Source organism: Mycobacterium sp. smrl_JER01 (assembly GCF_048513595.2).
Taxonomy (GTDB): domain Bacteria; phylum Actinomycetota; class Actinomycetes; order Mycobacteriales; family Mycobacteriaceae; genus Mycobacterium.
This window is the reverse complement of record NZ_JBLXXK020000001.1, coordinates 1,716,546-1,734,880: the sequence shown is the minus strand read 5'-3', so window position 1 is coordinate 1,734,880 and position 18,335 is coordinate 1,716,546. Positions and strand designations below refer to the sequence as shown.

General features: G+C 68.6%; 13 protein-coding genes. 4 read left to right on the top strand and 9 right to left on the bottom strand.

Features of this window, described 5'->3' with window-relative positions; translation table 11 throughout:
- Positions 1-64: 64 nt before the first annotated feature.
- From ACNUDN_RS08235 to ACNUDN_RS08220, 4 genes are all read right to left on the bottom strand, one after another.
- Positions 65-1,453, bottom strand: a complete 1,389-nt coding sequence (locus ACNUDN_RS08235; RefSeq protein WP_419121486.1) for an FAD-binding oxidoreductase — start codon at positions 1,451-1,453, stop codon at positions 65-67.
- Between the two features lie 214 nt (positions 1,454-1,667).
- Positions 1,668-5,048, bottom strand: coding sequence for an ATP-binding protein (locus ACNUDN_RS08230; RefSeq protein WP_431959660.1), 3,381 nt, complete (start codon positions 5,046-5,048; stop codon positions 1,668-1,670).
- Between the two features lie 60 nt (positions 5,049-5,108).
- Entirely contained in the window at positions 5,109-8,141 is a 3,033-nt protein-coding gene (locus ACNUDN_RS08225) for a UPF0182 family protein (RefSeq protein WP_419121484.1), read from the bottom strand.
- An 88-nt stretch (positions 8,142-8,229) separates the two neighbouring features.
- Entirely contained in the window at positions 8,230-9,252 is a 1,023-nt protein-coding gene (locus tag ACNUDN_RS08220; protein ID WP_419121483.1) for a YlbL family protein, read from the bottom strand.
- A gap of 113 nt (positions 9,253-9,365) precedes the next feature.
- Here ACNUDN_RS08220 and ACNUDN_RS08215 point away from each other — a divergent pair, with 113 nt between their 5' ends.
- The 3 genes from ACNUDN_RS08215 to ACNUDN_RS08205 all read left to right on the top strand — a co-directional run bounded on the left by ACNUDN_RS08215 (position 9,366) and on the right by ACNUDN_RS08205 (position 13,006).
- Positions 9,366-10,742, top strand: coding sequence for a zinc-dependent metalloprotease (locus ACNUDN_RS08215; protein WP_419121482.1), 1,377 nt, complete (start codon positions 9,366-9,368; stop codon positions 10,740-10,742).
- A 62-nt stretch (positions 10,743-10,804) separates the two neighbouring features.
- Positions 10,805-11,626, top strand: a complete 822-nt coding sequence (locus tag ACNUDN_RS08210; RefSeq protein ID WP_419121481.1) for a cyclodehydratase — start codon at positions 10,805-10,807, stop codon at positions 11,624-11,626.
- A gap of 42 nt (positions 11,627-11,668) precedes the next feature.
- Entirely contained in the window at positions 11,669-13,006 is a 1,338-nt protein-coding gene (locus ACNUDN_RS08205) for a macrolide-binding ATPase MABP-1 (RefSeq protein WP_419125065.1), read from the top strand.
- A 19-nt stretch (positions 13,007-13,025) separates the two neighbouring features.
- Here the strand turns inward: ACNUDN_RS08205 and ACNUDN_RS08200 are convergent, their stop codons facing one another.
- The 3 genes from ACNUDN_RS08200 to ACNUDN_RS08190 all read right to left on the bottom strand — a co-directional run bounded on the left by ACNUDN_RS08200 (position 13,026) and on the right by ACNUDN_RS08190 (position 15,875).
- Positions 13,026-13,301, bottom strand: a complete 276-nt coding sequence (locus ACNUDN_RS08200; RefSeq protein ID WP_419121480.1) for a WhiB family transcriptional regulator — start codon at positions 13,299-13,301, stop codon at positions 13,026-13,028.
- A gap of 151 nt (positions 13,302-13,452) precedes the next feature.
- On the bottom strand, positions 13,453-13,644 hold the full coding sequence (locus ACNUDN_RS08195) for a hypothetical protein (RefSeq protein WP_419121479.1): 192 nt from the start codon (positions 13,642-13,644) through the stop codon (positions 13,453-13,455).
- 110 nt (positions 13,645-13,754) lie between these two features.
- Positions 13,755-15,875, bottom strand: coding sequence for an ATP-dependent DNA helicase UvrD2 (locus ACNUDN_RS08190; RefSeq protein WP_419121478.1), 2,121 nt, complete (start codon positions 15,873-15,875; stop codon positions 13,755-13,757).
- A gap of 82 nt (positions 15,876-15,957) precedes the next feature.
- Here ACNUDN_RS08190 and mrx1 point away from each other — a divergent pair, with 82 nt between their 5' ends.
- The gene (gene mrx1 / locus ACNUDN_RS08185; protein ID WP_419121477.1) at positions 15,958-16,209 is read left to right on the top strand and encodes a mycoredoxin Mrx1; all 252 of its coding nucleotides are present in this window, start codon (positions 15,958-15,960) and stop codon (positions 16,207-16,209) included.
- 76 nt (positions 16,210-16,285) lie between these two features.
- On the opposite strand, the gene nudC is transcribed toward mrx1, so the two are convergent.
- The gene (gene nudC / locus ACNUDN_RS08180; RefSeq protein ID WP_419121476.1) at positions 16,286-17,212 is read right to left on the bottom strand and encodes an NAD(+) diphosphatase; all 927 of its coding nucleotides are present in this window, start codon (positions 17,210-17,212) and stop codon (positions 16,286-16,288) included.
- Positions 17,213-17,249: 37 nt separating this feature from the next.
- On the bottom strand, positions 17,250-18,329 hold the full coding sequence (locus ACNUDN_RS08175; RefSeq protein ID WP_419121475.1) for a potassium channel family protein: 1,080 nt from the start codon (positions 18,327-18,329) through the stop codon (positions 17,250-17,252).
- Between the last annotated feature and the right edge of the window lie 6 nt (positions 18,330-18,335).

Sequence of the window (18,335 nt, the reverse complement as noted above, 5' to 3'; positions counted from 1 at the left end):
AAACGACCTCGGATGCCGGAGAAAAATAGTAACCAGTGCCGCCGGGGAGCCGTCGCGGTGGCGGCTACCCCATCATCCGGATGACCTGGCCGGTCGCCAGCGTGCGTGCCGGGTCGTAGCGGTCGGCGAGACCGGCCAGCCAGTGCAGCGTGTCGTCGTTGTACACCCGCGACGGGCGCCGCGGGTCGTAGGACGGTGCGAAGTTGGGCATCTGCCCGCCGGTCGACCACGGCGCGACAGCCTCCGTCACGGCCCTGGCATGGCCGATCACCATGTCGGCGATCTCGGGTGCCCGCACACCGATGGTGGCCAGCGAGAACGCGGCGTCACGGTGGCAGAACGCGCTGCGGTGCGCAGCCTCGCGGGCCAGCGCTCCCCCGAGGTGGCGCAGCTCGACGATCACCTGCGGTGACCCCGAATCCGGGCCTGCGACGGCCAGCAGCGCCTCGACGGCCTCGGCCGGAAGCTCGCGCAGCAGCGCCTGATCCTCGGTGATCGGCATCGGGTCCACCGGGTCGGCGTGCACCGCTCCGATCGCGGCGTACGGCAGCACACCGACGGTGTCGAGCACCGGCGTCGCGACCGCACGCAGCCGCGCCAGCGCCTGCTCGGCCTGGGTGTGATCACCGACGGCGGCATAGCGCACCGCCACGGTCATCCTGCCGGCCAGCGGCCCGGGAAGCCCGGGGAGCGGCGGAAGCTGCTGGATCGCGATCGACGTGTTGATGGTCTCGGGCAGATCCGCGCACCACGCACCCCAGGCGCGCAGCACCGCAGCGGTGTCGGCGCCGTCGAAATAGACCGCACCGCCGTAGAACTCGGCCAAGGCCAGCAGGTCGATCTCGGCTGACGTGACGATACCGAGGGTGGCCTTGCCACCGCGCAGACCCCAGAACAGATCGGCGTTCTCGTCCGGCGCGGCGCGCACCAGCAGTCCCTGGCCGGTCACCACGTCGAACGAGCGCACATGATCTGAGGACAGACCGTACGTGCGTACCAACGGACCGATACCGCCACCGGTCAGGAACCCGACCACCCCGACCCCCGGAGCCGAACCGCACAGCGGCGCAAGCCCGTGCGGCGTCGCGGCGTCGAGCACGTCCTGCCAGCGTGCGCCCGCGCCCACCCGGGCCGTGCGGGCGAGCACATCCACGTCGCAGTGCTTCATCGCCGAGGTCTGGATCAGGATGGTGTCCGCGCCCACCCCGACGGCGCCGTGGCCGGTCGCCTGCACGGTGACGGTGAAGCCCTCGGCCGCCGCGAATCTGACCGTGCCCGCGACATCCTGCGCCGACGTCGCCAGCACCACCGCAGCCGGGGTGACGGGCGCCGCCACGTTCCACGGCGTGCAGCGTTCGTAGCCGGGCTCGCCGGGGAGCGCCACATGGGTGGTGACCTGATCACGCAGCGCATGCAACGCCTCGGTGCGCGTCAGATCGGTCGGAATCGTCATCGGGGTGCCTTTCTCGGAGTGCTCACGACGGGGAGAAGCATCGCCGATGCAGCTTGGCGGCGCCTTGGAGCCTCGATTTAAGAAACGTCCAAGGCGTCGGCCGCCGCGAAAGTGCTCTCCCGGTCGTCAGAGCACCGTGGCGGCTACCGTCAGTGCACCGTCGCGAACCGGGGGCCGCAGCGGGCCTCCCCCGCGCCCGCCGAGATGCCGAAGCTCAGGCCAGCGCGCGGGCCGCGGTCGCGACGGCAGCCATGCCGATGCGATCGGCGTCGGCCGCCAACTCTTCGGCCGCCCGGGTGCGCTCGGCCGACCGTGCGACCAGCTCGCACTCCAACAGCCGGCACCGCAGCATGGTGGGCACTCCCCCGTTGCGCTCGGCGATGTCGCGGGCCAGCGTCACGTCGGCGAGCGCGCGATCCGCGTCCCCCCGCAACGCATACAGCCGCGCCGTCGCCAACGCGACCGGACCGGCCAGCCCCACCTGCCCGATCACCGCGATCCGGTCGCGGAACGGCTCCAGGGCGGCCAGCAGAGCATCAGCGAACTCCGGCAACCCGTGATCCGCGGCCAGATGCGCCAACAGCGCCTGATGGCCGAGCGTGGTCCAGATGTGACCGCGGTTTCTGGCCCCGGCCGATTGTCGCAGCGTCTGGATCGCCTCGGCGCGGCCTTGCGGGCCGGACTCCAACGTGAGCAGGGCGGTCCGCACCACACCCACCATGCTCTGGCCGCCGGTCTGCTTGTCGGCGTGTACCCCGGCCCAATCCTGCCCGATCGGGCCGCCCCGCTCCCGCAGCAGCGATGCGGTCGCCAACAGTCCGCTGCCGGCTTCGTAAAGCTCGGTCTGTTCGTGCACATGGGTGGCGATAGCGTGGTGACGCGCCGCTTCGGCGAAGTCACCGACCCACATGGCCAGCACCGCCTCCATCCACCGCAGCTGGGCACGCAGGACGGGAAGCCGCAGCTCCTCACTGCCGGCAATGCCCGCTTCGACGTGCGCGCGCGCCGCGGCGACGTCGCCGAGGTTCATCGCCGCCATCGTCGCCACCGAATGCGCGATCACCGAATCCTCGCGCGATCTGCTGTGCCCCAGTGTGTTCAGCCGCGCCACCCACTGCAGCGTCTGGTGGCTGAGCGTCGCGACACCGGAGAAGGTGATGAGCCGCCCCACCAGGACGTCGGCGAGGACATCGACGTCCCCGGTGTCCTCGGCCACCCGCTCGGCCCGATCCAACAGAGCCTGCGCGACACCGGGATCGGGGTGGTAGCAGTGCCCCACCGCCAACGCCGGTAACACCCGCGCCGCCGACGACGCATCGCTTTCGGCCAGGGCCGCGGCACGCCCCAACAGCGCCAACAGCTCGCCCGCATCGTTTCCCGGCGCCAGCCAGGGCCATCCGCCGCTGGCCCGCAACAACGCACTGGCCACCCGCCCCGCACTGGGGGCGCGGCCGGTCCGCAACGCCTCCCCCAGGTAACGCTGCACACTGTCGAGCACCAGCTGGCCCCGGCCGGCTCTGGAATGTGCCTCAAGCAGTTCGACGGTGAGCGCGTCTCGTTCGGCGTCGTCACGTTCGGCTGCCGGTTGCCGGTCGTAGGCGTCCAGTGCGGCCTGCCACCAACGCGCCGCGATATCCGAACTCCATTGCGCGGTGGCTTCTTCGGCGGCGAGCCGGCAGGCCGCCACCACCGCAACGGGCTCGACCAGAGGCTGGGCCGCGATCAGGTGCTGCGCACGGCGCGTCGGCGCATCCGGGGCGTTGCTGTCGGCGAGCACCTCGGCGACCTTGGCGTGCATACGCTGCCGGCGCAGCGCCGGCATACCGGCCAACAGTTGTTCGCGCAGCAGGCCGTGGGCGAACGCGTAGCCCTCACCGGCATGGGCGGTCAGGACGATGCGTTCATCGGCGGCCTCGTCGAGGTAATCGGCGAGGGTGTCCAGATCCAGCCGGGTCGCCTGCGCCAGCACCGGTACCGCGGACGCGTCGATCACGTCACCGATCACCGCAGCAGCACGCAGCATCTGGATCACAGCCGGATCCAGTGCAGCCAAACGTCGTTCGAGTACCGAACGGACCGCACGCGGAATCTCGCTGCCCGCACGCTCGGCTCGCGGCAACCGCGCGTACTCAGACACGAAGAACGGGTTTCCACCGGTGCGGTCGGCCAACTCGGCGATCTCAGCGGCGGTGACCGCCTCTTCGGCGACCTCGTCGACGAGGGCGGCGACGTCCGCGGAGGACAACGCGGGCACCTCGATGTGCCGGTTGTCCTCGCCGCGCGCCACCGTGCTCAGCAACCGCGCCACCTCCGGCGTGTGCTCCCCGTCGCGGACCGTGACGATCATCAGCACCGGATGGTCGCGCAGGGCACCGGCGATATAGGCCAGGCACGCAGCCGAGGCGGTGTCCGACCACTGCACGTCGTCGACCACCACCGCCAACAGGCCGGGCCGCGACTCCAGCAGGGACTGAACACGTTCGTAGACAAGGAACCTGGCGGTGTCGGGGTCGGCGTTCGGGGGAAATTCCAGCACTGCGTCGGCGTCGGCGCCCAGCTCGCGGACCAGATGCCGCATCGGCCACCACGGCGGTGTCGCCTGTTCGTCGGGACACCCGACCCACGCCACGTCGCCGCCTCGGGCCCGCACCAGACCGGTGATCTCCTCGGCCAGCCGGGTCTTACCGATCCCCGGCGGGCCCGTCAACACCAGCCAGCGCGTCGCCCCGGCCGCCACCCGCGCCAGAACATCTGCCGCCCTTGCCAACTCACGGCCCCGGCCGACCAGCGCCGCCCGTTGAGAGGCGACCTCCACCACCGGGTTCGGCACCGCCGTCACCTCCGGCTGCGGCACGGTCGCCGCGCCGGTCCACTCCGGGGACCGCGGCCAGCCGGTGAGCTCGGGGGCCTGCCGCAGAATCGCGGTCTGCAACGCGCGCAATTCGGGCCCGGGTTCCAGGCCGAGCTCGTCGTCGAGCAGCCGCGCATGGCGTGTGAAGCTCTCCAACGCCTCGGCCGCGCGGCCGGCCCGGTACAGCGCCAGCATCTGCAGCCGGCAGCCCCGGTCGGCCAACGGGTCAAGGGACCGCAGCCGCGACACCTCGGTCAAAGCCGCGGGCACCTTGCCGAGCGCCAGCAGCGCAACGACCTTGTTCGCCAGGCACTCCGTGCGCATCTCGGCCACCCGCGCAGCATCCGCCCGCACCCAGTGCGCATCGGCCATGTCCTCCAGCAGGTCCCCCCGCACCAGACTCAACGCCGCATCGGCCGCGGTGAGCGCCTCCACCCAGCGCTCCCCCTCCACCGCCGCGGCCGCGCGGGCACAGTCGGCGGCGAAGACCGTGACGTCCACCTCGTCGGGGGTGACCTCGAGGAAGTAGCCGGGCGGCTGACGGACGATCGGCGAGGCCATCTGCGAATCCCGCAGCGCCCGGCGCAGGTTGGAGATGTACACCTGCAGGCTGGCCGTCACACTGGCCGGTACGTCATCGCCCCACACCGCGTCGGCCAGCCTGTCGGTCGAGACCACCCGACCCTGCGCGAGCAGCAGCGCGGCCAACACCGCCCGCTGCTTGCGCGGACCCACATCGATCACACGCCCCCCGTGGACCACCTGCAGTGGTCCGAGCAACCGATATCGCACCGGCGTCGGTGACTAGTTGGTGGCCTGGTACTCGCTCACCGCGTCATCGAGGCGTTGCAGCGCCTCGCCGTACTGGGCGAAGTCACCGCTGCGCTGGGCATTCTGCAACGCGTCGAGTGCGGCGTTGACATCCTGCAGCGCAGCAGCTTTCGCCGCAGACAGCTGAGTCGGTGCGGTCGGTGGCACCGCTACCGGCACCTCCGGCTGTTGCTGCTGGGCCGGCGGTTCGTTCTGCTGCGCCGGCGGCGTCGCGGCCTGCGCCTGCTGCCCGGCCGGCGGACGCTGCTGCTGCGGCTGCGGCGCCTGACCGGCCGGCGCCTCCGTCGTCGCCGGTCCGGTGGCGGTGGCGTCGGCACCTGGGCCGAACAGATCGGTCAGCGCGTCGCGCACCGTCGGACCGTAACCGATCTGGTCGTTGTACATCATCGCCACGCGGATCAGGCGCGGATACGACGATGCCGCATCGGTGGTGCCGGGCGAGGCGTACACCGGCGCCACGTAGAGCAGCCCACCCTCGCCGAGCGGCAGGGTCAGCAGGTTGCCCCAGCGGATCCGGTTCTGGTTGTCGCGTCCGATGACACCGAGATCCTGGCTGACCGCGGTGTCGGTGCTGATCGCGTTGAACGCGAGCTTGGGACCGTTGACCTGACCGGGGATGGTCAGCACCGTGAGCTTGCCGTAGGTCTCAGGATCCGAGCTGGCGCTGATGTAGGCCGCCAGGAAGTCACGCCGAAACCGGTTCATCGCGCTGGTCAGCTGGAACGACGCCTGATTGTTGTTCTCGGCGAGGTCCTTGGCGACGATGTAGTACGGCGGCTGGTAGCTGCTGGCCGTCGGGTTCGGGTCCAGCGGCACATCCCAGAAGTCCGACGTCGAGAAGAACGTCACCGGGTCGTCGACGTGGTACTTGGCCAGCAGCGCGCGCTGCACCTTGAACAGGTCCTCCGGGTAGCGCAGGTGCTCCTGCAGCTCCGGACTGATGTCGCCCTTGGGTTTGACGGTGTCCGGGAACACCTTCATCCACGCCTGCAGCACCGGGTCCTGCTCGTCCTGGGCGTAGAGCGTCACGGTGCCGTCGTAGGCGTCGACGGTGGCCTTCACCGAGTTACGGATGTAGGACACCTGCTTGTCGGGCTGCAGCCGGTTGAGCGCCACCTCGTTGGAGTCGGTGGTCGCCGACGACAGCGACATCAGTTCCGAGTACGGGTAGTTGTCCAGCGTGGTGTAGCCGTCGACGATCCACACGATGCGCTCGTCGACGATCGCCGGATACACAGCGGTGTCGGTGGTCAGCCACGGCGCGACCGCCTCCACCCGGTCCGCCGGGTCACGGTTGAACAGGATCTTGCTGTTCTCGCCGATCACGTTGGAGAACAGGAAGTTGCGCTCGGCGTACTTGGCGGCGAACAGGCTGCGGGTCAGCCAGTTGCCGATCGGCACGCCACCACTACCGGTGTAGGTGTAGTTCCGGGTGGCGGTGTTGGTCTCGTAGTCGTACTCACGCGGAGCACCGTTCTCACCGACGATCGCGTAGTCGGCGGGAGTGTTGGCGATCACCGGGCCGTAGTAGATGCGCGGCTGGGCCAGCGGGGCGGGCCCGGGCGAATCCACCTCGCCGTTGGCGCCGACGACGCTGGCGAGGAACTCCGGGTATCCGCCGTTCTGGTTGGGATCGTTGGCGATTCCGCGCACCGTGTTGGCCGGCGACGCGATGAATCCGTTGCCGTGGGTGTAGACGGTGTGCCGGTTGATCCAGTCGCGCTGGTTGTCGATCAGGCGATCCGGGTTCAGCTCACGGGCGGCGACCACGTAGTCCCGCAGGTTGCCGTCCTCGTCGGGGTAGCGGTCCATGTTCAGCTGGTCGGGGAAGAAGTAGAAGTTCTTGCCCTGCTGGAACTGGGTGAACGCCGGGCTGACGATGTTCGGGTCGAGTACACGGATGTTCGACGTGGTGGCGCGGTCGGCGGCCACCTGCTGGGCGGTCGCCGCAGTGTTACCCGGATAGTCGCGGTACTCCACCGCCTCGTCGGTCAGACCGTACGCCTGCCTGGTCGCTTCGATACTTCGGCTGATGTACTCGCTTTCCTTCTGCGCGGCGTTCGGGCGCACGCTGATCTGTTCGACCACCAGCGGCCAGCCGGCGCCGACGATCAGCGACGACAACAGCAGCAGCACGACCCCGATCGCCGGGATCCGCAGGTCACGCAGCACGATCGCCGAGAACACCGCCGCCGCGCAGATCACCGCGATGGCCAGCAGGATCAGCTTGGCCGGCAGGACGGCGTTGATGTCGGTGTAGCCGGCTCCGGTGAACGGCTTACCGCCGCGGGTGTGGCTGAGCAGTTCGTAGCGGTCGAACCAGTAGGCGACCGCTTTGAGCAACATCAGAATGCCGACCAGCGAGATGAGCTGGATGCGGGCGGCCTTGCTGAGCGCACCGCTGCGTCCGGACAGCCGGATACCGCCGAAGATGTAATGGCCGAGCAGGTTGGCGATGAACGCCAGGAACGTCGCGGCGAACAGGTACGTCAGCAGCAGACGGTAGAACGGCAGATCGAAGGCGTAGAAGCCGAGGTCGATGCCGAACTGCGGGTCGGCGACGCCGAAGCTGCCGCCATGCAGGAACAGTTGCACCCGCTGCCAGTAGTTCTGCGCGACCAGGCCGGCCAGCAGGCCGATCGCGACCGGAACCCCGATCCCGACCAGACGCAGCCGTGACATCACCGCGGTGCGGTAGCGCGCGACCGGGTCGTTGGGTCCGGCCGTCGGCACGAACACCGGCCGGGTGCGGTAGGCCAGCGCCAGCGCGGCGAAGACCACGGCACCGAAGATGACGGCCACGGCGACGAACAGCAGCAACCGGGTCACGATCTGGGTGGTGAACACCGAGCGGTAGCCGAGCTCGCCGAACCACAGCCAGTTGACATAGGTGTCGATCAGGCGCGGTCCCAACAGCAACAGCACCACGACGACCAGGGCGAGGGCGATCAGCACCCGGCTTCGACGCGTCAGATTCGGCATTTTCGCCGCGGGCCGCATACCCACTCGATCACTCCACTCTCGGAAATTCCCAGCAGACTTACAGGTGTGACAACTCAGCCATCACTGTACGCATCGGCTCCGCACCGCTGACTCAGCAGCGGGGAGGTTCGCCACCAGCGGAAAGGGTGCGCAACCCGTCGATGGCGTGCTCGAGGGTGTCGACCTTGAGCAGCTCGATGCCGTCGGCGTCGGCGGTCTTGGCCTCCGCGCAGTTGTCCGCGGGCACCAGGAACACCGTCGCCCCAGCCTCCTTGGCTGCCACGATCTTATGGGTGATGCCGCCGATGGAGCCGACCTTGCCGTCACCGGTGATGGTGCCGGTGCCCGCGACGAACTTCGATCCGTTGACGTCGCCGGTGGTCAGCTTGTCGACGACGGCCAGGCTGAACATCAGCCCGGCCGAGGGCCCGCCGATGTTGGCCAGGTTGAAGTCGATGGTGAACGGCGCCCACGGCGCGTCGCGCACGCTCACCCCGAGGACGCCCTGGGTCCGGTCCGGGTGCGAACCGAGGGTGATCTCGGCGGTGCCCATCGGGGCGTTTTTGCGGCGGTAGTCGACGACGACCGTGTCACCGGGTTTGGTCTCCTTGAGCAGCTCCTGGAACTGCGACAGTGAGGTGACCGGGGTGTTGTCCACCGCGTCGATGGCGTCGCCTGCCTGCAGCTTGTCCTGCGACGGACCGTCCTGCTCGATGCTCTCCACGGTGACCGCCATCGGGTACTTCAGATACTCCAGTGCCGCGTACTCGGCGCTGTCCTCGGACCGACGGAAGTCGCTGGTGTTGGCCTCGTCGATCTCTTCTCGGGTCTTGTCGGGCGGGTAGACCAGGTCGCGGGGCAACAGCTGGTCCCGTCCGGAGGCCCAGAACACCAGCGCCTGGCCCAGCGTCAGGCCGTCGCGCTGGGACACCGTGGTCATGTTCAGATGCCCGGTGGTCTTGTGCAGGTCAGCGCCCTCGATGTCGACGACCTGCTTACCGTCGACCTCCCCCAGGGTGTCGAAGGTCGGGCCGGGCCCGAGCGCGACGTAGGGAACCGTCACCACGGTCAGCAGCATCCCGAAGATCACAATCGGCACCAGCGCGACGACGAGGGTGGAAATCCGCCTGTTCACGCCGCCCACAGTAGAGGTCGTCGCCGGTGGTGAGCCGCGACGACCACCGCGGTTCACTCTCAGCGTGACCCGGGCACCCGCACGGCGCGGCCGTGGTGAGTACCGTTGGAGGCATGGCTGACGTGCCTTTCGGCTTCTCCGCCGGCGACGACCCCGAGCGGGACAAACGTAAGAAGGACCCCGATCCGGGGGCCAATCCCTTCGGCGCGGGCCTGCCGGGCGGTGAATTCGACATGTCTCAGCTCGGGCAGATCTTCTCCAAGCTCGGCGAGATGTTCAGCGGCGCAGGGTCCTCGATGGCGGGCGGGAAGTCCGCCGGCCCGGTGAACTACGACCTGGCCCGCCAGCTGGCGTCGAGTTCGATCGGTTTCGTCGCGCCGATACCCGAGCAGACCGCCTCGGCCGTGGCCGACGCGATCCGGTTGGCCGAGACCTGGCTGGACGGAGCCACCCCGCTGCCTGCGGGCACCACCAAGGCGGTGGCCTGGACGCCGACGGATTGGCTCGACCACACCATGGACACCTGGAAGCGGCTGTGCGATCCGGTGGCCGAGCAGATTTCGACGGTGTGGGCTCAGGCGCTGCCCGAAGAGGCCAAGGCGATGGCGGGTCCGCTGCTGGCGATGATGTCTCAGATGGGTGGGATGGCGTTCGGATCCCAACTCGGCCAGGCGTTGGGCACCCTGTCCAAGGAGGTGCTCACATCGACCGACATCGGACTGCCGTTGGGTCCCAAAGGGATCGCTGCGCTGATGCCGGAGGCGATCGAGACGTTGTCGGAGGGTCTGGAGCAGCCGCGCAGCGAGATCCTGATGTTCCTGGCGGCCCGGGAGGCCGCCCACCACCGGCTCTTCACCCATGTGCCGTGGCTGTCGGGCCAGCTTCTCAACTCTGTCGAGGCGTTCGCCAAGGGCACCAAGATCGACATGAGCGGGATCGAAGAATTCGCCCGCGGGTTCAATCCCGCCTCGCTGACCGATCCGTCGGAGATGGAGCAGCTGCTCAACCAGGGCATCTTCGAGCCCAAGGCCACCCCGGAGCAGACGGTTGCGTTGGAACGGCTGGAGACGACGCTGGCCTTGATCGAGGGTTGGGTGCAGACGGTGGTGTCCGACGCACTCGGAGACCGTATCCCCGGCACCTCGGCGCTGAGCGAGATGCTGCGCAGGCGGCGCGCCACCGGTGGACCCGCCGAGCAGACCTTCGCGACGCTGGTCGGCCTGGAGCTGCGGCCGCGCAAGATGCGCGAGGCCGCCGATCTGTGGCGCAAGCTGACCCAGGCGGTCGGTACCGACACCCGCGACAGCGTGTGGCAGCACCCCGACCTGTTGCCCAGCGGCCCGGACCTCGACGAGCCGGCCGGGTTCATCGACCGGATGATCGGCGGCGACACCAGCGACCTCGACAGCGCGATCGAGCAGGCGCTCGACGAGGCCCGCGGCGAGATCCCCGGCGACGAGGGCACGAGCGGAGACGACAGGCCTTCTTAACCGGGCCTTCCTGGCTGTGGATAACCCGGTTCGGCGCCGCCGTGACATGACAGCCTCGAAGCATGACGCGGTACGCGCTGAGCACGGCCACCCCGGTGCTGTCTCGGCCCGACGGCACGGTCCAGGTGGGCTGGCATCCGCGCCGCGCGGTCGTCGTGCACCCGCCCGCCGGTGTGTCCGCCTCGGTGCTCACCGAACTCCTGTGCGCCCTGCAGAACGCCGCCAGCGTCCAGCAACTGCACCAACTGGCAGCGGGCCACGGCATCGCAACGGCGGTCGTGACCGGGCTGCTCACCCACCTCATGGACCGCGGCGTCGTCACCGCGGACGCCGCACTCGACGACCGGTCGGTCTCGGTGCGGTTGCACGGCGGCGGCCCCCTGACCGATCTGCTGACCGCATCGTTGCGGTGCTCGAATGTGCGGATCAGTCACAGCACCAGGACCCATGCCTCCAGCGCGCGCGCCGACCTCGTCGTCCTGACCGATTATCTGGTGGCCGATCCGCGGGTGGTGCGCGATCTGCACGACGCGAAGGTCGCTCACCTGCCGGTCCGCGTCCGTGACGGCACCGGGCTGATCGGCCCGCTGGTGATCCCCGGGGTGACCAGCTGTCTGCGCTGCGCCGACATGCACCGCAGCGACCGCGACGCCGCCTGGCCGGCGGTTGCGGCTCAACTGTGCCGCACCGTGGGCAGCGCCGACCGGGCGACCTTGCTGGCCACCGCCGCGCTGGCACTCAATGAAATCGACCGGGTCGTCCGCGCGCTCCGCGGAGATCACGCCGAGAGTCCGTCCACGCTGGACACCACGCTCGAATTCGAGGTCGCCCGCGGCCGTGTCACCGAATGCCGATGGTCGCGGCATCCGGACTGTGCGTGTTGACATCTGCCGTTGCCAAGTCGTTGGTCGAACTTCACGCACGTGGTGGATGATGGTCTGGTGAGTGAGATCAAGCGGGGTCGCGCGGCACGCAACGCCAAGTTGGCGTCGCTGCCCGTCGGCATGGCAGGACGCGCCGCGCTCGGCTTCGGCAAGCGCCTGACCGGCAAGTCCAAAGACGAAGTCAACGCCGAACTGATGGACAAAGCCGCCCAACAGCTGTTCACCGTGCTGGGCGAACTCAAGGGCGGCGCGATGAAGGTCGGCCAGGCGCTGTCGGTGATGGAAGCCGCGATCCCCGAGCAGTACGGAAAGCCCTACCGCGAAGCGCTGACCAAGCTGCAGCGGGAGGCCCCACCGCTGCCCGCACCCAAGGTGCATCGCGTGCTCGATCAACAGCTCGGCACCAAATGGCGTGAGCGCTTCCAATCCTTCGACGACAAGTCGGTGGCCTCAGCCAGCATCGGTCAGGTTCACAAGGCGGTGTGGTCCGACGGCCGCGAGGTCGCCGTCAAGATCCAGTACCCCGGCGCCGACGAGGCACTGCGCGCCGATCTGAAGACCATGCAGCGCATGGTCAGTGTGCTCAAGCAGCTCTCCCCCGGCGCGGATGTGCAGGGCGTGGTCGACGAGCTGATCGAACGCACCGAGATGGAACTCGACTATCGGCTCGAAGCCGACAACCAGCGCGCATTCGCCAAGGCCTACGCCGGGGACCCGCACTTCCTGGTTCCCCATGTGGTCGCCAGCGCGCCGAAGGTCGTCATCCAGGAATGGATCGAGGGTATCCCGCTCTCGCAGATCATCCGCGAAGGCACCCAGGAGCAGCGCGACCTGATGGCGACGCGGCTGTTCGAGTTCTGCAACGACGCACCGGGCCGGCTCGAGATGGTGCACGGCGACGCCCACCCCGGCAACTTCATGTTGCTGCCCGAGAACAAGATGGGGGTGATCGATTTCGGTGCGGTCGCGCCGATGCCCGGCGGCTGGCCGATCGAGCTGGGACTGACACTGCGCTACGCGGTCGACAAGAACTACGACAAGCTCCTACCCACCATGGAGAAAGCCGGTTTCATCCAGAAGGGGCAGAAGGTTTCGACGAGTGAGATCGACGACATGCTCAAGCAGTACGTCGACCCGCTCCAGGTTCCGGTGTTTCACTACACCCGAAAGTGGCTGCAGCGCATGACGACACTGGAACTGGACAAGGCCGCCGGCCAGATCAAGGCCGCCCGCCAGATGGACATCCCGCCCAAACTTGCGATCCCGATGCGGGTGATCGCGTCGATCGTCGCCATTTCGTGTCAGCTCGACGCCCACGTACCCACTCGCCGCATCGCCGAAGAGTCGGTACCGGGATTCGCCGACCCCGACGCCGGGTAGCGTCGGGGCCGACTGAATCTCACGCGGCGACAGGCTCTTTCGCGTCCTTTCGCGGGCGTCCACGAGGCCGCTTGCGGGCGATGACCGCACCGCGGTCGAGGATCTCGCCGCCCCAGACACCCCACGGTTCCTGGCGTTGCAGTGCGGCATTGAGGCATTCACGCCGAATCGGGCAGTCCGCGCACAGCGCCTTCGCGCGTTCCAGATCGCGCGGATCGTCGGCGATCCACAGGTCGGGATCCTCGACATGACATGGCACCGCTGGCTTCGTCATCTCACATGTCGGCGAAGACATGTCCGGTCCTCAGCTTCCTGGTCGTTGGTTATCGGTTTGTGTATTGGCTCTTTCGAGGATCTGTGACCAGGTCTTCCGTCTCGGAGAAACACGAAGGCCACGGATCCGGTGATTGCGGGTCCGTGGCCTTGGGAGGCGGTTGGGGGAGAACCTAGAGGTAACCCCTCACGGACGCGGCAACCGTGCCGTCGGCGGCGCGGCGCTTACGCGGCGCGGCGGCGGCGGCGATGGCGGCAGCAGGATGCGCGGGATGCGCCCCCTGCGGGGCGCGGAGGGTCCGCGACATTCCGGCAGCGACTACGCCGGAGAACGTGATGTTGCCGTTCGTGCTGTCACTGTTCATGGTCGGGGCACCCTCCTTTCGCACATGGCCTTCGTCAGTGTGTCTTCGAGGCTAGACGGTACCACCGAAAACCCACAACACATTTTTTACCAGCACTTTTGGCGCGATCTTTACGATTTTTGGCGGCCCTTGACCAGTGCGAGAACGTCAGGCCCGTACTGCTCGAGCTTGCGCGCACCGATGCCGGGAATGGCCACCAGCGCCGCGTCGTCGGTGGGTAGCGTCTCGGCGATGGCGATCAGCGTGTTGTCGGTGAACACCACGTAGGCGGGCACGCTCATCTCCTTGGAGATCCGCAGCCGCCAGTCCTTGAGCTCGGCGAGCAGCTGTTCGTCGATGTCGGAAGGGCAACTTTCGCAGCGGCGCAACATGATCGCGGCGGGCGACGTCAGCGCGGCGTTGCAGACCCGGCACCGGGGAGCCGGGCCGCGCGGCTTGCGGGCCCTGCTCGGACCGTCGTCGCGCTGCGACTGCGGCGCGATGCCGTTGAGGAACCGGGACGGGCGGCGTCCCTGCCGACCACCGGGGTTACGTGCCAGCGCCCAGCTGAGCGTCAGATGCACTCGTGCCCTGGTGATTCCGACGTAGAGCAGCCGCCGCTCCTCTTCGACCGGTTCGCTGTCGGGCCCGTGGGAGAGCGCATGCGAGATCGGCAGGGTGCCGTCGGCAAGCCCGACCAGATACACCGCATCCCATTCCAGACCCTTGGCTGCGTGCAGTGAGGCCAGCGTCACGCCCTGCACCACCGGGGGGTGGCGGGCATCGGCACGTTGACGCAATTCGCTGAGCAGACCGCGCAGATCCAGCTGCGGACGCTGAGCCACCTCGTCGTCGACGAGTTCGGCCAGCGAGGACAACGCTTCCCAGCGATCTCTGGCACGGGTGCCGGGTGGCGGTTGAGCGGTCAGCCCGAGCGGTTCCAGCGTGGCCCGCACGAGCTGCGGCAGCTCGCCGGTGGTGTCCCCGTCGCTGCGATCGGCTTCCCGCTGCAGCGCCAGCAGCCCTTGGCGGATCTCCTGGCGGCTGAAGAACCCCTCACCGCCGCGCACCTGGAAGGCGACACCGGCCTCGGTGAGCGCCTCTTCGTACGCCTCCGACTGCGCGTTGATGCGGTAGAGCACCGCGATCTCGGAGGCAGCCGTGCCGCTTTCGATGAGCTTGGCGATGCTGCGGGCCACCGCAGTTGCCTCGGCGACCTCGTCGGGATACTCCTTGAACTGCGGGTTCGGCCCGGGCGGACGTTGACCGACCAGGTGGAGCCTGCTGCCCGCCATCCGTCCGCGGGCCGCCGCGATGACCCGGTTGGCCAGCGATACCACCTGCGGGGTGGAGCGGTAGTCACGCTCCAAGCGCACCACCGCGGCGTCGGGGAAGCGTCGGGAGAAGTCGAGCAGATACCGCGGGGAGGCGCCGGTGAACGAGTAGATGGTCTGGTTCGCGTCGCCGACGACGGTCAGGTCGTCCCGGCCGCCGAGCCACGCATCGAGCACGCGTTGCTGCAGCGGTGTCACGTCCTGGTACTCGTCGACCACGAAACAGCGGTACCGGTCCCGGAACTCCTGGGCGACCGCGGCGTCGTTCTCGATCGCCGCGGCGGTGTGCAACAAGAGATCGTCGAAGTCCAGCAGCATCAGATCGCTGCGGCGGGTCTTGAGTGCCTCGTACTGGGCGTAGACGGTGGCGATCTTCGACGCGTCGAACGGAATGTCACGACCGCTCTCGGCGACCGCCTGCGGGTAGGTCTCCGGCGTGATCAGCGACGCCTTGGCCCACTCGATCTCACCGGCGAGGTCGCGGACGTCGTCGGTGCCGGTCGGCAACCCGCCGCGATTGGCGGCCTGGGCGACCACGGCGAACTTGCTGTCCATCAGCTGCCAGTCGGTGCCGCCGACCACCCGCGGCCAGAAGTACGCGAGCTGGCGACGCGCAGCGGCGTGAAAAGTCTGCGCCTGCACGGACTCGGTCGACGGCCCCGCTTCATCGCCGCCGAGGGCACGCAGACGCCCACGCATCTCCCCCGCCGCCCGCTGGGTGAAGGTGACCGCCAACACCTGGCTGGGAGCCACATGTCCGGCGGTGACCAGATGCGCGATGCGCCGGGTGATGGTGCGCGTCTTGCCGGTGCCGGCACCGGCGAGCACACAGACCGGCCCGCGCGGCGCGAGCACGGCCTCCTGTTGCTCGTCGTCGAGATCGCCGAGCAGCCGGTCGCGGGAGGCTGTCGGGGACATGGCGACCATCATGTCAGCGCCGCCCGACAAGCGCGGGCCTCGGGACGGGCATTTCGGACGCGTCGGCTACGTTGATGGGCTTATGAGCACTGACGGAGCCACCTTGACGATGTACACGACCACGTGGTGCGGCTATTGCTCGCGTCTGAAGACGGCGCTGAAATCCGAAGGCATCGCCTGGACCGAGGTCGACATCGAGGCTGACCCGGCCGCCGCGGAGTTCGTCGGCTCGGTCAACGGCGGCAACCACGTGGTGCCCACGGTCAAGTTCGCCGACGGTTCGACGCTAACCAACCCGAGCATCAAACAGGTCAAGGCCAAGCTGGCCGGCTGAGCCTCGACCCACCGGAGCCCACGGGCGGCGGTGCCGGCGAAATCCCGGTCACCGGTCCTCCGGTGCGGTCAGCCGGTCAGTCCAGTGCAGCCCAGGACTCGATGATCTCCCGGGCGATGGAGATCGATCCGGGCAGCAGCAGACCGGAGTTGCTGTTCGAACTCCAATCGCCCTTGTCCAGCGCCTCGCGAATCTCGGATCGGGTGAACCAGGCCGCTTCGGCGATCTCACCGTCGTTGAAGGAGAACGGCTGGTCGGGGTCGCCGACTGCGTGGAATCCGACCATCAGCGACCGCGGGAACGGCCACGGCTGTGATCCCAGGTATTCCACATCGGTGACGGTCAGCCCGATCTCCTCGGCGATCTCGCGAACCACGCAGGACTCGAACGATTCTCCGGCCTCGACGAAGCCGGCCAGGATCGAGAACAGCCGGGGCGGCCACACCGTCTGGCGGGCCAGTACCGCACGGTCGTGGCCGTCGTGCACCAGGCAGATCACCGCCGGGTCGATGCGCGGGAACTCCTCGCGACCGGTCACCGGGTCGATGCGCGCCCAGCCGCTCTTGATCGGCGTGGTGGGGGCACCGTCGACGGGACTGAACTTCGCATGGTCGTGCCAGTTCAGCAGCGCCGTCGCGGTGGCGACGAGTTGGGCGCTCACGTCGTCGAAGACATCGCCGGTGCGCCGCAGATCGAGCACCTCGGTCGCGGCGTCGGGGTCTTCTGGGGGCTCCAGCTCGGAGCGCACCGCCCACACGTGCCTGCCGTCGCCGAGCTTGCCGAGGAACACAGCGTCTGCGGGCGGCGCATCACCTGCAGCCGCGGCCCGGTTCAGCACCGCACGCCCGTCGGAGATCAGCACCTGGTTGCGGCGGTCGACCCGCAGCAGCAGGGCCTCCGACCAGCCCGCGACCGCGGCGTCGATGTCGGTGCGCAGCGTGTCGGCGCGGTCGGCGCCGACCCGCGACAGCAGCGGCACATGGCGTAGCCGAAACGGTGTCATCGCCGCCTTCTGTCCGTCGCCCGTCCGCGGAGCGGACTCACCTGTCGTCGTCCGCGGAGCGGATGTAGAGCAACCGGTCCCCGAGCTCCAGAGCGTCCACCTCGGGGTCGTCGACCCGGACGAGTTTTCCGGCGCGCACCACACCGAGCACGATGTCGGCCTGATGTCTGGGCGAGCTGCCGGCTTCCTTGGGGCTCACTTCGCGTTCGGCGATCGCGAAGCCACGGTCCGGGGTGAGCAGATCCTCCATCATCTCGACCACACTCGGGGTCTGCACGGCGATGCCGAGCAGCCGGCCCGCGGTCTCCGAGGTCACCACGGTCGAGTCCGCGCCGGACTGTTGCAGCAGGTGTTGGTTCTCGGCCTCACGCACGGCGGCGATGATCTTGGCGTTCGGCGCGAGTTCGCGGGCGGTCAATGTCACCAGCACGGCGGTGTCGTCGCGGTTGGTGGCCACGATGATCGATTTGGCGTGCTGGGCCCCGGCCAGCCTGAGCACTTCGGAGTCGGTCGCACTGCCGCGGACGGTGACCAGTCCGGCGCTCTTGGCCCGTTCCAAAGAAGCGGCGTCCTCGTCGACCACGACGATGTCAGCGGGCGCGACCTCGTCGCCGACCATCGCCGCGGCGGCGGTGCGGCCCTTGGTGCCGTAGCCGACGATGATGATGTGGTTGCGCAATCTGTTCCTCCAGCGCTGGATTTGATAGACCTGCCGCGATTGCGTGGTGAGGGTTTCGACGGTGGTACCGATCAGCACGACCAGGAACGCCACCCGCAGCGGGGTGATGACCAGGACGTTGACGAGCCGGGCGCCGTCCGTGACCGGTGCGATGTCGCCGTACCCGGTCGTCGACAGGGAGACCGTCGCGTAGTAGAAGCAGTCCAGAAGCGACAGATGGCCGTCGTAGGCGTCCCGGTAGCCGTCGCGGTCGATGTAGACGATGAACACCGCGGCGAACAACGCCAGCAGTGCGTAGACAACCCGGACGGTGATGCGCCGGACGGGGCTCACCGTTTCGGTCGGGATCTGGACGCGATCGGTGAGCGAGTGGACCGGCATTTCGGCCAGCGACTGGTCGAACCGACTCAGCCGTCGGCGCAGACGTCCCTTAGCCACGAGGGC

Excerpts from the sequence above, each read along its gene's own strand:
- ACNUDN_RS08235 (WP_419121486.1), bottom strand. The coding sequence starts at position 1,453 with ATGACGATTCCGACCGATCTGACGCGCACCGAGGCGTTGCATGCGCTG.
- ACNUDN_RS08190 (WP_419121478.1), bottom strand. The coding sequence starts at position 15,875 with ATGTCCCCGACAGCCTCCCGCGACCGGCTGCTCGGCGATCTCGACGAC.
- ACNUDN_RS08210 (WP_419121481.1), top strand. The coding sequence starts at position 10,805 with ATGACGCGGTACGCGCTGAGCACGGCCACCCCGGTGCTGTCTCGGCCC.
- nudC (WP_419121476.1), bottom strand. The coding sequence starts at position 17,212 with ATGACACCGTTTCGGCTACGCCATGTGCCGCTGCTGTCGCGGGTCGGC.
- mrx1 (WP_419121477.1), top strand. The coding sequence starts at position 15,958 with ATGAGCACTGACGGAGCCACCTTGACGATGTACACGACCACGTGGTGC.
- ACNUDN_RS08215 (WP_419121482.1), top strand. The coding sequence starts at position 9,366 with ATGGCTGACGTGCCTTTCGGCTTCTCCGCCGGCGACGACCCCGAGCGG.
- ACNUDN_RS08195 (WP_419121479.1), bottom strand. The coding sequence starts at position 13,644 with ATGAACAGTGACAGCACGAACGGCAACATCACGTTCTCCGGCGTAGTC.
- ACNUDN_RS08200 (WP_419121480.1), bottom strand. The coding sequence starts at position 13,301 with ATGTCTTCGCCGACATGTGAGATGACGAAGCCAGCGGTGCCATGTCAT.